This window comes from Lysinibacillus sp. NPDC097231 (assembly GCF_044761885.1).
Classification (GTDB): Bacteria; Bacillota; Bacilli; order Bacillales_A; family Planococcaceae; genus Lysinibacillus.
On record NZ_JBIWDH010000033.1, the window covers coordinates 24,247 to 40,320 of the forward strand.

At 39.3% G+C, this 16,074-nt stretch carries 13 protein-coding genes; all 13 read left to right on the forward strand.

The window, feature by feature from the left end:
• Nucleotides 1–224: 224 nt before the first annotated feature.
• The 13 genes from ilvD to ACIQXF_RS17770 all read left to right on the forward strand — a co-directional run bounded on the left by ilvD (nucleotide 225) and on the right by ACIQXF_RS17770 (nucleotide 16,061).
• Complete coding sequence (gene ilvD / locus ACIQXF_RS17710) at nucleotides 225–1,895, forward strand: dihydroxy-acid dehydratase (protein WP_402785350.1); 1,671 nt, start codon at nucleotides 225–227, stop codon at nucleotides 1,893–1,895.
• A gap of 445 nt (nucleotides 1,896–2,340) precedes the next feature.
• Nucleotides 2,341–4,107: a biosynthetic-type acetolactate synthase large subunit gene (gene ilvB, locus ACIQXF_RS17715; RefSeq protein WP_402785353.1), complete on the forward strand. Its 1,767-nt coding sequence runs from the start codon at nucleotides 2,341–2,343 to the stop codon at nucleotides 4,105–4,107.
• Nucleotides 4,104–4,619 (forward strand): acetolactate synthase small subunit, encoded by a 516-nt coding sequence (gene ilvN / locus ACIQXF_RS17720; RefSeq protein ID WP_402785356.1) that lies wholly within the window; start codon nucleotides 4,104–4,106, stop codon nucleotides 4,617–4,619. Before ilvB ends, ilvN begins: the two co-directional genes overlap by 4 nt.
• A gap of 98 nt (nucleotides 4,620–4,717) precedes the next feature.
• Entirely contained in the window at nucleotides 4,718–5,752 is a 1,035-nt protein-coding gene (ilvC, locus tag ACIQXF_RS17725) for a ketol-acid reductoisomerase (protein WP_402785359.1), read from the forward strand.
• Nucleotides 5,739–7,277 (forward strand): 2-isopropylmalate synthase, encoded by a 1,539-nt coding sequence (locus ACIQXF_RS17730; RefSeq protein ID WP_402785362.1) that lies wholly within the window; start codon nucleotides 5,739–5,741, stop codon nucleotides 7,275–7,277. The genes ilvC and ACIQXF_RS17730 overlap by 14 nt, the downstream gene beginning before the upstream one ends.
• A gap of 129 nt (nucleotides 7,278–7,406) precedes the next feature.
• Nucleotides 7,407–8,507, forward strand: a complete 1,101-nt coding sequence (gene leuB / locus ACIQXF_RS17735; RefSeq protein WP_402785364.1) for a 3-isopropylmalate dehydrogenase — start codon at nucleotides 7,407–7,409, stop codon at nucleotides 8,505–8,507.
• Between the two features lie 16 nt (nucleotides 8,508–8,523).
• Complete coding sequence (gene leuC, locus ACIQXF_RS17740; RefSeq protein WP_402785367.1) at nucleotides 8,524–9,933, forward strand: 3-isopropylmalate dehydratase large subunit; 1,410 nt, start codon at nucleotides 8,524–8,526, stop codon at nucleotides 9,931–9,933.
• Between the two features lie 221 nt (nucleotides 9,934–10,154).
• The gene (gene leuD, locus ACIQXF_RS17745; protein ID WP_402785370.1) at nucleotides 10,155–10,745 is read left to right on the forward strand and encodes a 3-isopropylmalate dehydratase small subunit; all 591 of its coding nucleotides are present in this window, start codon (nucleotides 10,155–10,157) and stop codon (nucleotides 10,743–10,745) included.
• 626 nt (nucleotides 10,746–11,371) lie between these two features.
• Nucleotides 11,372–12,346, forward strand: coding sequence for a LacI family DNA-binding transcriptional regulator (locus tag ACIQXF_RS17750; RefSeq protein WP_402785373.1), 975 nt, complete (start codon nucleotides 11,372–11,374; stop codon nucleotides 12,344–12,346).
• A 4-nt stretch (nucleotides 12,347–12,350) separates the two neighbouring features.
• Nucleotides 12,351–13,232 (forward strand): ribokinase, encoded by an 882-nt coding sequence (gene rbsK, locus ACIQXF_RS17755; RefSeq protein WP_402785376.1) that lies wholly within the window; start codon nucleotides 12,351–12,353, stop codon nucleotides 13,230–13,232.
• Complete coding sequence (rbsD, locus tag ACIQXF_RS17760) at nucleotides 13,229–13,618, forward strand: D-ribose pyranase (RefSeq protein WP_402785379.1); 390 nt, start codon at nucleotides 13,229–13,231, stop codon at nucleotides 13,616–13,618. The genes rbsK and rbsD overlap by 4 nt, the downstream gene beginning before the upstream one ends.
• A gap of 18 nt (nucleotides 13,619–13,636) precedes the next feature.
• Nucleotides 13,637–15,133 (forward strand): sugar ABC transporter ATP-binding protein, encoded by a 1,497-nt coding sequence (locus ACIQXF_RS17765; protein WP_402785382.1) that lies wholly within the window; start codon nucleotides 13,637–13,639, stop codon nucleotides 15,131–15,133.
• A complete protein-coding gene (locus ACIQXF_RS17770) occupies nucleotides 15,120–16,061 on the forward strand; it encodes an ABC transporter permease subunit (protein WP_402785385.1) in 942 nt (313 codons plus the stop codon). Before ACIQXF_RS17765 ends, ACIQXF_RS17770 begins: the two co-directional genes overlap by 14 nt.
• Nucleotides 16,062–16,074 lie beyond the last annotated feature (13 nt).

The window sequence follows — 16,074 nt, forward strand, 5'->3', positions numbered from 1 at the left end:
TCAGCATGAAAACGATTTCAAATTTGACGAATTATTTAAATTGTTTAAACAATTCAAAAAATACTGTTGACGTGACCTTTTTTTCGTACTATGATAACAACAATTTAACACGTTCGTTACAGCAGTTAGTTGTCTTACAGGCAATTAACATATACACAAAATTAAAATAGACAGAACATTTTGTATATAGCAACGAACATAGCAATAAATGAGGGGCGTTTAAAATGAGAAGTGACATGATTAAAGTAGGCGTAGATCGTGCGCCACATCGAAGTCTTTTATATGCAACAGGCAAAGTAAAAGCAAAAGATTTAGGCAAGCCATTTATAGGGGTTTGTAATTCTTATATCGACATAATACCAGGTCACGTTCATTTACGTACATTTGCTGATGTTGTCAAAGAAGCCATTATTGAAGCGGGTGGTATTCCATTCGAATTTAATACAATCGGTGTAGATGATGGTATTGCAATGGGTCATATTGGTATGCGTTATTCATTACCAAGTCGCGAAATTATTGCAGACTCTGCTGAGACTGTTATTAACGCACATTGGTTTGACGGTGTATTCTACATTCCAAACTGTGACAAAATTACACCTGGAATGTTAATGGCAGCAGTTCGTACTAACGTACCATCAATCTTCGTTTCTGGAGGTCCAATGGAGGCTGGTACTTCTGCTACAGGTAAGCAACTTTCATTAACTTCAGTTTTTGAAGGTGTAGGGGCTCTTAAATCAGGAAAAATGTCAGCTGATGAGCTGTTAGATATTGAAAACAATGCATGTCCAACATGTGGCTCATGTTCAGGAATGTTTACAGCAAACTCTATGAACTGCTTAATGGAAATGCTTGGCGTAGCATTACCGGGTAATGGCACAATCGTCGCTACCTCTGAAGAGCGTCATAAGCTTATTAAAGAAGCTGCTAAACAATTAGTTCGTATGATTAAAGAAGACATCAAGCCACGTGACATTATTACAAAAGAAGCAATTGATGATGCTTTTGCACTTGATATGGCGATGGGTGGTTCGACAAACACTGTCCTCCACACGTTAGCAATCGCTAATGAAGCTGAAATTGATTATAACATTGAAGATATTAATAAAGTAGCAGAGCGTGTTCCATACCTAGCAAAAATTATGCCTGCGTCAGATATTTCGATGGATGATATTAATAAAGCAGGTGGCGTTAGTGCCATCATTAATGAATTAGTATCAATTCCAGGAGCAATTCATCCAGACCGTCCAACAGTGGCAGGTGTCACAATGGGTGAGCTTGTAAAGGATTATCATATTACAAATGCTGAAGTTATTCGTACGAAAGACAATCCATATAGCCCAGTTGGTGGTTTATCCGTTTTATTTGGTAATATCGCGCCAGATGGTTCTGTTATTAAAGTAGGAGCTGTAGACCCTTCTATTAAAGTATTCAAAGGAGAAGCAATTGTCTTTGATTCACAGGAAGCGGCGCAAGAAAATATTGATAATGGAACTGTTAAAGAGGGCCATGTAGTCGTCATTCGCTATGAAGGACCTAAAGGTGGCCCAGGGATGCCTGAAATGCTTGCACCAACGTCTGCGATTCAAGGTCGTGGTCTCGGTACAAAGGTCGCATTAATTACGGATGGTCGTTTCTCAGGTGCATCTCGTGGTATTTCAATCGGACACATTTCACCAGAAGCAGCAGAAGGCGGTCCAATCGCTTTAGTAGAGAATGGTGATACGATCATAATTGATCTACCAAATCGTACTATTAATTTAGAAGTATCAGATGAAGTATTAGCTGAGCGTCGAGCAAACCTACCAGCATTTGAACCAAAAATCAAACGTGGTTGGTTAGCAAGATATTCAAAATTAGTAACAAACGCTTCTACAGGTGGCGTTATGAAAATTTAATAACTTAAAACGTTGATGAGGTTAAAGGTTCTAGAGCCTTGTATCTACCAGAGAGCCGGTCGTGCTGGAAGCCGGCGATACAACTAGATCCGACATCCCCTCGGAGTGAGCTATTAAACGCGCAGTCGCCATTAGATAGCTCCGGGCATAATCGAAAGTGCTCGTTATTAATGAATAAATGATTTATGACGCCGTATTGGATGCGAGTTTTCTTGCATTGGTCCATAAATGCTTTCATTTATTCGCGAGGTAGCGGTTATTTGCTATAAAAAAGGGTGGTACCATGGAAAGTCTTTTTCATCCCTACGTAAGGTAATTCTTTGCGTGTGGAGAAAAGGGCTTTTTATTATTTTTTAATCTCTTTTCAAGGGGAGAGCCAGCTAGTAAAACTTCACTGATGCGCATCACTAATGTGAAATGAAATGATAAAAAGGAGGCATATTTGATGAGTGCGAATGTTTCTATCAATGAAAGAGAAGAATTAGCTACAACAGCAAAAGCTGAACAAACCTATCAAGCGAAAGATGGTGCTGACGTATTAGTGCAGGCATTGCATGATCAAGGTGTCGAAATTATTTTTGGTTACCCAGGTGGGGCAGTACTACCAATCTACGATGCAATGTATAAGAATCCGTTACGTCATATTTTAACAAGGCATGAGCAAGGCGCAATTCATGCAGCAGAAGGTTATGCGCGTGTTTCTGGTAAGCCAGGTGTTGTCATTGCAACAAGTGGTCCAGGAGCAACAAACCTTGTAACTGGTATTGCTGATGCAATGATTGATTCTATTCCTTTAGTTATTTTTACAGGTCAAGTTGCAACATCTGTGATTGGAACAGATGCTTTCCAAGAAGCGGACATTATGGGGATTACGACACCAATTACGAAACACAATTATCAGGTGCAGGATGTCAATGATATCCCACGCATCGTCCAAGAAGCTTTCCATATCGCAAGCACTGGTCGAAAAGGTCCAGTTGTAGTGGATTTCCCGAAAAATGTTTCACAAATGTTGTTTGATGTAGAGAACCCACCGAAAGCTCCTGAAGAAATTTATTTACCGGGATATCAGCCAACATACAAACCGAACTATTTACAAGTTCAAAAAGCCATTCAGGCAATTTCGTTGGCAAAAAATCCAGTAATTTTAGCTGGTGCTGGAGTGCTCTTTGCAGATGCCAAAGAGGAATTAACAGCATTTGCTGAAAAATATCGTATTCCAGTAACAAACACATTACTAGGACTTGGTTCTATCCATGGAGACCATGAATTATTTATGGGGATGGCTGGTATGCATGGCACTGTAACTGCGAATACAGCTATTACAAAATCAGATTTATTGTTAAATATCGGTGCCCGTTTTGATGACCGTTTAACAGGGAATTTAGCAACATTTGCTCCAAATGCGACAATTATACACATCGATATTGATCCAGCGGAAATTGGAAAAAATGTGCCGACAGATATTCCAATCGTTGCAGATGCAAAGCAAGCTTTACAAGCATTGTTGAAAAAAGACTTTGAGGGTCCAGATACAACAGATTGGTTAGCATTCTTAAAAAATAATGCAATTGAGTATCCATTATGGTACAGCAAGGAGCCTGGCGATAAAGAAATTTTACCGCAGGAAGCATTAGAGCTAGTGCATAAAATTACAGAAGGTAACGCAATTGTCACTACAGATGTTGGTCAGCATCAAATGTGGTCTGCTCAATATTATCGCCTAAATAACGATCATGGATGGGTAACGTCTGGTGGACTTGGTACGATGGGCTTCGGCTTCCCAGCCGCAATTGGCGCCCAGTTTGCGAAGCCAGACAAAAAAGTTGTTTCGATTGTTGGAGATGCAGGATTCCAAATGACTGCACAAGAGCTTTCTCTACTACAAGAATTCAACTTACCAGTAAAAATTGTGATTTTAAATAACAGCTGTCTTGGTATGGTACGCCAATGGCAAGAAACATTCTACGAGGAGCGTTATTCATCTTCACTAATGCCAATCCAACCAGATTTTGTGAAGTTAGCCGATGCATATGACATTAAAGGCTATCGAATTAACACAATCGACGAAGCGGAAAGTATTTTCCGGGAGGCATTGCTTTCGGATGATCCAGTGTTGATTGATTGTCGCGTTAAACAGCTTGAATGTGTTTACCCAATGGTAGCACCAGGCAAAGGCTTACATGAAATGATTGGGGTGAAAAAGAATTGAAACGAGTAATTACAGTAACAGTGATTAACCAAAGCGGTGTGTTAAACCGTGTAACAGGCTTACTGATGAAGCGTCAATTCAATATTGAATCAATCACAGTTGGTCATACTGAACAGCCAAACTTTTCGAAAATGACATTCGTTGTAAACGTAGAGGATGAGCAGAAAATTGAACAGCTAGTGAAGCAATTATCAAAGCAAATTGATGTGTTAAAGGTCAATGATATTACAGATAAATCGATTGTGCTTCGTGAATTAGCACTTGTGAAGGTCATTTCGCCACCAAACTTACGATTGGAAATGAATTCAATTGTTGAACCATTCCGTCCACAAATTATTGATACAGCGAAAAACGTTGTCACATATCAAGTAGTAGGACATCCAGATAAAATTGACGCCTTTATTGAACTCATTCGACCATATGGTATTAAAGAATTAACGCGCACAGGTGCCACTGCATCTGTTCGTGAAACACAAAAGATCTCGAATACGCAGCTCTCTATTTTAAAATAGTTTGCATATAAAATTGATAGCTTTAGGTGCAAAGTACTTTTTACGTATCATGCATCTAAAATTAAAAAAACAAACCCAAATTTAGGAGGAAACAAACAATGGCTACTATGTACTATGAACAAAACATCAACGAGGAAGTATTAAAAGGGAAAAAAATCGCAATCATCGGGTACGGCTCACAAGGTCACGCACATGCATTAAACCTTAAAGAATCAGGTTATGATGTAGTAGTTGGTGTTCGTCCAGGTGGATCATTCGATGCAGCAAAAGCTGACGGATTAGACGTGAAAACTGTTGCTGAAGCAGCGCAAGAAGCAGATGTTATCCAAATTTTACTTCCAGATGAGCGCCAAAAAGCTGTATACGAGGCTGAAATTGCTCCTCATCTTGAAGCAGGTAAAGCACTAATGTTTGCACATGGCTTCAACATTCACTTCGGTCAAATTACACCACCAGCAGATGTTGACGTGTTCTTAGTTGCACCAAAAGGCCCAGGACATTTAGTACGCCGTCAATTCCAAGAAGGGGCTGGTGTACCAGGTTTATTCGCAATCCATCAAAATGCAACTGGTCAAGCAAAAGATCTAGCACTTGCATACGGTAAAGGAATCGGCGCAGCACGTGGCGGTTTACTTGAAACAACATTTAAAGAAGAAACTGAAACGGACCTATTCGGTGAGCAAGCAGTACTTTGTGGAGGCGCTACACAATTAGTAAGAGCAGGTTTCGAAACATTAGTTGAAGCTGGTTACCAACCAGAATTAGCATACTTTGAAACACTTCACGAATTAAAACTAATTGTTGACCTTATGTTCGAAGGTGGTATGGCAACAATGCGTTACTCAGTATCAGATACAGCTGAGTGGGGTGACTATGTTGCAGGACCACGTATTATCGACGACTCAGTAAAAGGTCGTATGAAAGAAGTATTAACAGATATCCAAGATGGTACATTTGCTCGTCGCTGGATTCAAGAAAACGAAAATGGCCGTCCAGAATATACAAAATTCAAAGAAGCAGGCGCAAACCACCAAATCGAAGAAGTTGGTGCTAAATTACGTGCTATGATGCCATTCATTAACGAAGGTAAAGAAAAAGTCGTGAGAGAAGTGGCTACAAGTGCGAAAAATTGATATTTTCGATACAACACTTCGCGATGGTGAGCAATCTGCTGGTATTAATCTAAACACAGCAGAAAAAATTGAAATTGCCAAGCAACTAGAGCGCCTAGGGGTGACAATTATTGAAGCAGGTTTTCCTGCTTCGTCACCTGGTGACTTTGATGCGGTAAATCGCATTGCAGGCACAGTGAAAAATTCCATTGTTACAGGTTTAGCTCGCTGTGTACAAAAGGATATCGACACAACATGGGAAGCGATTAAAGTAGCCGAGCAGCCGCATATTCATATTTTCTTAGCAACTTCTCCAATTCATATGGAATACAAGCTAAAAAAATCACCGGATCAAGTGGTGGAACAAGCGGTGGAAGCTGTAAAATACGCGAAAAAATTCTTCCCGCTTGTGCAATGGTCTGCTGAGGATGCATTTCGCTCTGATCGTGAATTTTTAGTTCGTATTATGAATGAAGTTGTTGCAGCAGGGGCGACGACAATTAACGTACCTGACACTGTAGGATATGCATCTCCACAAGAATATGGTGCATTATTTAAATTCCTCCTTGAAAATGTGAAAGGTGCTGAAAACGTAAAATTTTCTGCCCATTGCCACGATGACTTAGGGATGGCAACTGCCAACACAATAGCCGCTATTGAAAATGGTGCCTCACAAGTAGAGGGTACGATTAATGGTATCGGAGAGCGTGCAGGAAATGTTGCGCTGGAAGAGATTGCAGTTGCTCTTCATATTCGTAAGGATATTTACCCTGTAGAAACGGGTATTCATCTACAAGAAATTAAACGTACATCTCAATTAGTCAGTAAATTGACGAATGTGGTTATTCAACCGAATAAGGCGATTGTTGGTAAAAATGCATTTGCACACGAATCTGGTATCCATCAAGATGGTGTGTTAAAGAATCCAGAAACGTATGAAATTATTTCACCTGCCCTTATTGGTGAAGGGGAAGTACCTCTCGTTCTTGGTAAACATTCAGGTCGTGCAGCATTCCGTGATCGTGCAGAAACAATGGGCTTCAACCTTTCAGATGACAAGCTTAATAAGGCATTTACTGAATTTAAAAAACTAGCTGACCGTAAAAAAGAAATTACGGAAGAGGATTTACTAACGCTTTTAACTGAACAACAAGTTCAAATAGAAGATGTTCCACTCTTTGAATTAAAGACGGTGCAGGTGCAATATAGTACAGAAAATATTCCAACTGCAATAGCGATTGTTGTAACACCAGAAGGTCTAGAAAAGACAGTTGTTGCAACAGGTTCAGGCTCCGTGGAAGCAATTTTCAATACGCTTGAGCAACTTGTTCAAGGAGATATTCATGTTATTGATTACCGCGTAAAATCTGTCGGTAAAGGGCGAGATGCTCTTGGTGAAGCCGTCATTAATATTCGCTATGAAGGTTTATCAACCACTGGCAGAAATTCATCACAGGATGTATTAGAAGCATCCGCAAAAGCTTATTTAAATGCAATTAACCGCCATTTAATTCAAGCAAGCCTTCGTGCCCAGCCTGTGAGTTAATTGATTATCAAGCCTCTGGAATACGCAATTATGCCAGGGCGTAATTGTTGACTCTTACCTATAAATATAGGTAAGGGTCTTTACTAAAATAGCGTATGTCAACGCTATATAAAGAAAGGTGTTTTGACGATGGAGAAAAAAATTACAGTACTTCCTGGTGACGGAATTGGGCCAGAGGTTGTTGCTTCTGCTGTACGTGTATTACAAGTGATTGGTAAGCGATTCAACCATACATTCCATTTAGGATATGCAACAATCGGAGGCGCTGCCATCGACCAACACAATAATCCACTACCAGATGAAACAATTGAGATGTGTGAAAATAGTGACGCAGTTTTACTTGGAGCCGTTGGTGGTCCGAAATGGGATCAGAACCCACCTGAATTACGTCCAGAAAAAGGATTATTACGTATTCGCAAGCACTTTGACTTATTCGCAAATCTACGTCCAGTAAAGGCGTTCCCGAGTTTACTAGATGCTTCACCATTAAAGCGTGAAGTAGCCGAAAACGTCGATTTAATGATTGTACGTGAGCTAACAGGCGGCGTATACTTCGGGGAACCACGTATGCGTACTGAGAATGGCGCGATTGATACAACAGTATACTCAACTGCAGAAGTTGAAAGAATCGTTGAAAATGCCTTTGAGTTAGCACGTTTACGTGGAGGCAAATTATGCTCTGTTGATAAAGCAAATGTACTTGAAACAAGTCGATTATGGCGCGAAGTTGTGGAAGCAAAGAAAAAAGATTATCCAGATGTACAAGTGGAGCACAATTTAGTAGACTCAGTCGCGATGAAATTAATTACAAATCCTGGACACTATGATGTGGTAGTAACTGAAAATATGTTTGGAGATATTTTAAGTGATGAAGCATCTGTTATTACAGGATCTTTAGGTGTATTACCATCTGCATCCATTCGCGGAGATAATTTTGGTCTATATGAACCAGTGCATGGCTCCGCTCCAGAAATTGCTGGTCAAGGTGTAGCAAATCCAGCAGCGACAATTCTTTCGGTTGCCATGATGCTACAATATTCATTTGGTCTTAAGGAAGAGGCAGCAGAAATTGAACGTGCTGTTAGCGCAGTATTTGATGATGGTTATTTCACAGCAGATCTTGCACATGATGGCAGTCGTGTACTATCGACGAATGAATGGACAGATAAAGTAATTAACGAGATTGATACAAGCTTTGTCTCACAAAGTATTATGACAACATACATTTAAGAAATAGGTGAAGATAATGGGCAAAAATATAATTGAAAAGATTTGGGATAAACATGTTGTTTATCAGGAAGAGGGCAAACCGGACCTGTTATATATTGATCTTCATTTAATTCATGAAGTAACTTCTCCGCAAGCTTTTGAAGGTCTACGTATGAACGGGCGTAAAGTGCGCCGTCCAGATTTAAGTTTTGCGACAATGGATCATAATGTGCCTACAAAAAATCTACCAACCATAAATGATCCTATTGCACGAAACCAAATTGAAACGTTGGCAAAAAACGCGGCAGAATTTGGCGTTAAGCTTGCAGGAATGGGTCATCCAGATCAAGGGATTGTCCACGTTATCGGACCAGAACTTGGCTTAACACAGCCAGGTAAAACAATTGTCTGTGGGGACTCCCACACTTCTACACATGGTGCATTTGGTGCAATTGCCTTTGGTATTGGTACATCTGAGGTAGAACATGTATTATCAACACAATCATTGTGGCAAAACAAGCCTAAAACAATGGAGATTCGTGTAGAAGGTGAGCTAGCTGTAGGCGTAGCTGCAAAAGATATTATTTTAGCAATCATTGCTAAATTTGGTATTGGTGTGGGTACAGGACATATTGTGGAATTCACTGGAGAGGCTATCCACAAACTTTCCATGGAAGAACGAATGACGATTTGTAACATGTCAATTGAAGCAGGTGCAAAGGCGGGGCTTATTTCTCCTGATCAAACGACTGTTGACTATATCCGTGGACGCAAATATGCACCACAAGGAGAAAAATTTGAGGAAGCAGCTGCATATTGGTTAAGCTTAGCTTCAGATGAAGACGCAACTTACGATACAGTTCGTATCATCAAAGCGGAAGAAATTGAGCCAATCATCACTTGGGGAACAAATCCTTCAATGGGTACAGGTGTCTCAGGTATTGTACCAACTCAAGCAGATTATGAGGATGAATCAGATAAAGCGGCTCTGCGTAAAGCACTGGCTTACATGGGCTTAGAAGAAGGTCAACCATTAACTTCAATCGATATCCAACACGTATTTATCGGCTCTTGCACAAACTCACGTATCAGTGATTTACGTGCAGCAGCAAGTGTTATTCAAGGACGTAAGGTGCATGAAAATGTAACAGCAATCGTTGTACCAGGTTCCCATACGACGAAAAAACAAGCGGAAGCTGAAGGATTAGATAAAATCTTTACGGATGCGGGCTTTGAGTGGCGTGAGTCAGGTTGCTCGATGTGTCTAGCAATGAATGATGATGTAGTACCAGCTGGTGAACGCTGTGCATCAACATCTAATCGAAACTTTGAAGGACGCCAGGGAGCTGGTTCTCGTACACACTTAGTATCACCACCAATGGCAGCAGCAGCAGCAATTGCAGGTCACTTTGTAGATGTGCGTGAATTCGTAAAGGAAACTGTGTAACTTCTTTCAGCAAATGTCTCCCGCCTCTATAGGTGGTGAGATGAATGCGGTTTTAAGTCACTTTTCAGCGGGTGTCCAAACATCCGCTGAAAGAAGTTAAAGCCTCCGGCGGATGTCACGGAATCGGAAAGGAGTTCTTTGTGCAAGCACAAAGCCGATTCCGGACGCAATTATGCCGAGGCATAATTGATTGTCGATTTACACGAAAGGGATGATTGAAAATGGAACCAATTAATATCGTTAATAGTGTGATCACACCACTTGATCGTAAAAATGTCGATACAGACCAAATTATTTCGAAAGAGTTTTTAAAGCGCATTGAACGCACAGGCTTTGGTCAGTTTTTATTTTACCATTGGCGCTTTGATGCTCAGGGTAATGAAATTAAAGACTTTGTATTAAACAAACCTGAATTTAAAGACTCCAAAATTATAGTGGCACAAGATAACTTCGGCTGTGGTTCTTCTCGTGAACATGCACCTTGGGCAATCTTAGACTACGGTTTCAATGTAGTAATTGCACCATCATTTGCGGACATTTTCCATAATAACTGCTACAAAAATGGAATTTTACCAATCAAGCTAACAGAAGCAGAATGTGATGAGATTTTAGCAAAGGGCTTAGAAAAGCCGTACACGATGGAAGTCAGCCTAGAAGCACAAACAGTAACGGGTGAGGATGGTAAAGTGTATAGCTTTAATATCGATCCTTACTATAAGGAAACATTACTAAATGGCTGGGATGAGATTGCTTTGACATTCAAATACGAAGAGCAAATCGCAGCATACGAAGCAAAAAGAGTAGCATACTAAATAGAGAAAGCTATCTATTTCTAGTCAAGTGATGACTAAATAGATAGCTTTTTATTTATCTTCATTCAGCAATTCTTTACTGTGCGAAAGCAAAGCGACAGCAACAAATGTTTTTGTATCGAAAGCGTAGCGGCAGATACAGAAGACCCCCACCTCTTTAGGTTGAGGTGAATGCGATTTTGATTACTTTTTCAGTGGGTGTCCATACACCTACTGAAATAGAGGAACTCAGTCTAAGAACGCCACGTCCTGTGGCAACGACTGAGTGACCAACATCATGCTGCTGTCGCTTCGCTTTCGCGCAAAAACATCTGTTGGCCCAAATCCTCCGGCGGATGTCACGGATTTTGAATTGCGAGCACAATTCAAAATCCGGACGCAATTACGCCAATGCGAAATTGATCTAATAAATATGCATATTGTTATAAAACAGTTTGTATAATGAAATATGTGTATCATTTTTTATTGACAATTTTAAAATAGTCATTTATATTTTGTGTAACCGATTACATAATATTTTATATATTATTCATCATTGAGTTATACTAATTTTATCTATAAAATGGAAATTGTAACGATGTGTAACCGATTACACATTGCGTGATAAATTATGAGGGATGATGAAAATGGCGAATATAAAAGAAGTTGCAAAGAACGCAGGTGTTTCAGTCGCGACTGTTTCTAGATTCTTAAATAAAAAAGGGTATGTTAGTGAAACAGCAAAGGAAAATATTGAGATGGCTATCGCTGAACTGAATTACAGACCCAATCATGTTGCACGTTCACTAAGTACAAAACAATCAAATCTAATTGGTCTTATTGTACCTGATATAACGAACCCATTCTTTCCAGAACTTGCTCGTGCTGTTGAAGATATTGCTTTATCGTTTGATTATACGGTTGTGCTTTGTAATTCTGATGAAAATCCAGAGAAAGAAGAACAATATATTAATATGCTGACACAAAAATATATTGCCGGCTTTATTGTTTCTTCAAATCAATTAACATCACCGCATTATGATATAGATGTGCCAATTGTAGCGCTTGACCGTGCGATTCATCCTTCAATTCCAACTGTTACAACTGATAATGTTGAAGGAGCAAGGATTGGTACGCAGTATCTACTAGATTGTGGTGCTACTAATATTGTTTGTATGCGTGGTCCAGTAGGTTTAGGTCCGGCAGATGATCGTTTAAAAGGGTTTTTACAAGCTACTGAAGGTAAAGATATACAAACCCATATCATAGAGAGTCCATTTTATTTTGAGCCTTCTGAAAAGGTTGCTGAGAAATTTTTAAAAGAGTTCCCAGAAGTAGACGGGATTTTTGCTAGTAGTGATACGTCTGCAATTGCTGCTTTAAAAATGGCTCAGGCTATGGGTAGAGATGTTCCAAATGACTTACAAATTGTAGGCTTTGATGGTGTGCAAATGGGAAAAATGGTATCACCTAGTTTAACAACCGTCGCGCAAGATATTTATGAAATGGGTGCCTATGCAACAAAAATGCTTATAAAAATGATTGAAGGTCAAGAATTACTAGAAAAAAATATTAATATTTCCGCAGAATTAGTTGTGCGCGGGACAACAAGAGGGGAATAGCGAAATGATTACAGTCATTGGCAGTTTAAATATGGATTTAGCCGTACAAATGAATGTTTTTCCGACTCAAGGTGAGACGGTTTTAGGAGAGTTATTTAAAACAATTCCTGGTGGTAAAGGTGCAAATCAAGCAGTAGCTGCGGCTCGCTTAGGTAGTCAAGTGACCATGGTAGGTTGTGTTGGTGAAGATAGCTTCGGTGACACAATGCGATCTATTTTACAGCAGGAGCAAGTTAATGTTGACGCAGTAAATAAGGTCAGTGTCCCGACTGGAATAGCGAATATCTTAGTTCATGAGAATGATAATCGTATTATAGTTGTTCCAGGAGCAAACTATGAATTAAAACCATTCCATATTGATTTGGTAAAAGAACAGATTAAAAATAGTCAGATGGTTATAATGCAGCTTGAAATACCTGTTGAAACAACAGAATATGCTTTGAAAATGTGTAAAGCTGCCAATGTGCCAGTACTTTTCAATCCGGCTCCAGCAACAAATTTTAAGAAAGAGTGGATGGATTATATTTCGTACATTACACCGAATGAAACGGAATGTTCTCAATTATTTGGAGAAGACTTTGAACAATTACTCAAGCAATATCCAAATAAAATGATTATTACGCTCGGAAGTGATGGTGCAAGATTCTATGATGGAGAACATCATATCCATGTACCAGGTTATATGACGACAGCCGTTGATACAACTGGTGCTGGTGATACTTTTAATGGTGCATTGGCACATGCTTTAGTGGACGGTCAATCACTAGATGAGGCTGTATATTTTGCGAATATTGCTGGTTCACTTTCTGTTGAAAAATTTGGTGCGCAAGGAGGCATGCCAACACTAAATGCAGTGTATGCACGCCTAGGAGGCTTTGAGGAATGAAGAAATTAGGAATTTTGAATCGAGAACTCGCTGGAATTTTTGCTAAGCTCGGTCATACAGATCAAATTGTGATTGCGGACTGTGGTTTACCGATTCCAAAGGATACCATCTGCATCGATTTGTCTTATACATTAGGAAAACCAAGTTTTTTTAGTATTTTAGAAGCTGTTCTTGATGACTTGAAAGTTGAACAAGCATTTTTAGCAACAGAAGTAATAAGCGAAAATCCAGCTCTTCATACAGCAATACAACAGCAATTATCCAATATTACTTATATTACTCATGAACAATTTAAGGAACAAACAAAAAATGCAAAAGTGATTATTCGTACTGGTGAAATCACGCCATACGCGAATGTAATTTTACAAAGTGGTGTTATTTTTTAGAAAGTAGGTGTGGTAGGCATGATTGAAATGTCAGGTATTTCAAAAGCTTTTAGCGGAAATGTTGTATTACGAGATGTGCAATTTTCGATTGCAGATGGTGAAATTCATGCGCTAATGGGTGAAAACGGAGCCGGTAAATCTACACTAATGAAAATTTTAACGGGGATTTACACGCGTGATACAGGCGAAGTCAAAGTAGATGGTCAACCTGTAGTGTTTCATTCGCCTAAAGAGGCAGAGGCTTTAGGGATAGCTGTTATTCACCAAGAATTAAATATTTTGCCTGATTTAAGCGTAGCTGAGAATTTATTTTTAGGTAAAGAAAAAACATATGGAAAAACAGGTATTCTAAAAACTCGTGAGATGAATAAAGAAGCGACGCGGGTATTATCCAAGCTAGGTCTGGATTTAGATGTGCGTCAATTAGCTGGTGAGTTGTCTGTAGGTAAACAACAAATCATTGAAATTGCGAAAGCGATTGCAAGTGATGCGAAATATATCGTGATGGATGAACCGACAGCAGCACTTACTGATCGTGAAATTACAACGCTTTTTGAGACAATTCGAGAGCTGAAAGAAAAAGGTATTTCCTTTGTTTATATTTCACACCGCATGGAAGAAATTTTTGCGATTTGTGATCGCATTACCATTTTACGTGATGGGCAATATGTTGGGGTTCGTACTATTCGAGACACTAATTTTGATGAGATTGTACAAATGATGGTTGGCCGTGAACTAGGTGAACGTTTCCCAGAGCGACAAGCAACAATTGGCAACATCAAGATGGAAGTGAAAAATTTAAGCTGTGAGAATGTATGTCATGATATCAATTTTACTGTCAGAAAAGGTGAAGTGATGGCAATCGCGGGTTTGATGGGAGCAGGTCGGACAGAAGTTGCACAGGCTATTTTCGGATATCGTAAAAAAAGTACTGGTGATATTTTCATAGATGGACAAAAGGTTCAAATTAATAACCCAATTCAAGCCATGAATCATCGCATTGCATTTGTGACAGAAGACCGAAAATCAGAAGGTTTAGTGTTAGATTTCTCTATTAAAGATAATATGATGCTAACAAATTTACAGAAGATTTCGAAAGTAGGTATTGTTAATAGGGCAAAAGAGTCAGAAATTTGCCAAAACTACATTGAACAGCTTCGAATCCGCACATCAGGTGGCGAACAAACTGCCAAATCACTTAGTGGTGGGAATCAGCAAAAGGTCGTAATTGCCAAATGGTTAGGGACTGAACCTGAAATTCTTATTTTAGATGAACCAACACGTGGTGTAGACATTGGTGCAAAAAAAGAAATTTATTCAATTATTAATGAGTTGGCCGAGCAGGGTGTAACAATCATTATGATTTCATCTGAACTACCAGAAATCATTGGTATGGCAGATCGCGTACTTGTTATGCATGAAGGCAAGCAAACCGCTATTTTAAATAAAGATGAATTGACGCAAGAAACAATCATGCATTATGCAACAGGAGGGGAAAAAGGTGTTCAAAACTAATTCTAAAGTACTGTTATCCAAGCTTGGTCCATTATTAGGATTATTATTAATCGTTATTATTGTGACGATTTTAAATCCCAGCTTTGCGACTGCTTCTAATATTTTGAACGTATTACGCCAAGTATCAATAAGTGCCCTTATTGCCTTTGGTATGACTTTTATTATTTTAACTGGTGGAATTGACTTATCTGTTGGTTCTACACTTGCACTAACTGGAGCAATTGCTGCAAGTATGTTAGCAAGTGGTTTAGACCCAATTTTAACGATGTTCGTCGCGCTAATCCTAGGAACAATTCTAGGGGCAATTAACGGGATTATTATTGCCAAAGGGAAAGTGGCACCGTTCATTGCAACATTAGCAACAATGACTATTTATAGGGGGTTAACCCTCGTTTTTACAGAAGGTCGTCCCATTTCTGGATTGGGTAATTCCTTATCATTCCAAATGCTTGGGAAAGGCTACTTTTTAGGGATACCTGTACCAGTTGTAACAACCGCATTTGCATTTGGAATCTTATATTTCATTATGCACAAAACAACATTTGGTCGACGTGTATATGCAGTAGGTGGTAATGAAGATGCATCTCGCTTATCAGGTATAAATGTGGACCGCGTGAAAATTGCTGTCTATTCATTAACTGGTACACTTGCTGCTTTGTCAGCACTTATTTTAACATCACGTCTGAATTCTGCTCAACCGACAGCTGGAACATCCTATGAATTAGATGCTATTGCTGCGGTAGTACTTGGTGGAACTAGTTTAACTGGTGGGCGCGGTTGGATTTTCGGTACATTAGTTGGTGCTTTAATTATTGGTGTTCTAAATAATGGTTTGAATTTAATTGGGGTATCATCATTCTTCCAACAAGTTGTGAAGGGTGCTGTTATATTAATTGCGGTGTTAATTGACCGTAAAAAAACTGTATAGGAAAGAGGGATTT

Bases quoted from the DNA above. Each gene is read 5' to 3' on its own strand.
- ilvD (WP_402785350.1), top strand. From the start codon at position 225: ATGAGAAGTGACATGATTAAAGTAGGCGTAGATCGTGCGCCACATCGA.
- ilvB (WP_402785353.1), top strand. From the start codon at position 2,341: ATGAGTGCGAATGTTTCTATCAATGAAAGAGAAGAATTAGCTACAACA.
- ilvC (WP_402785359.1), top strand. From the start codon at position 4,718: ATGGCTACTATGTACTATGAACAAAACATCAACGAGGAAGTATTAAAA.
- leuB (WP_402785364.1), top strand. From the start codon at position 7,407: ATGGAGAAAAAAATTACAGTACTTCCTGGTGACGGAATTGGGCCAGAG.
- leuC (WP_402785367.1), top strand. From the start codon at position 8,524: ATGGGCAAAAATATAATTGAAAAGATTTGGGATAAACATGTTGTTTAT.
- leuD (WP_402785370.1), top strand. From the start codon at position 10,155: ATGGAACCAATTAATATCGTTAATAGTGTGATCACACCACTTGATCGT.
- ACIQXF_RS17750 (WP_402785373.1), top strand. From the start codon at position 11,372: ATGGCGAATATAAAAGAAGTTGCAAAGAACGCAGGTGTTTCAGTCGCG.
- rbsK (WP_402785376.1), top strand. From the start codon at position 12,351: ATGATTACAGTCATTGGCAGTTTAAATATGGATTTAGCCGTACAAATG.
- rbsD (WP_402785379.1), top strand. From the start codon at position 13,229: ATGAAGAAATTAGGAATTTTGAATCGAGAACTCGCTGGAATTTTTGCT.
- ACIQXF_RS17765 (WP_402785382.1), top strand. From the start codon at position 13,637: ATGATTGAAATGTCAGGTATTTCAAAAGCTTTTAGCGGAAATGTTGTA.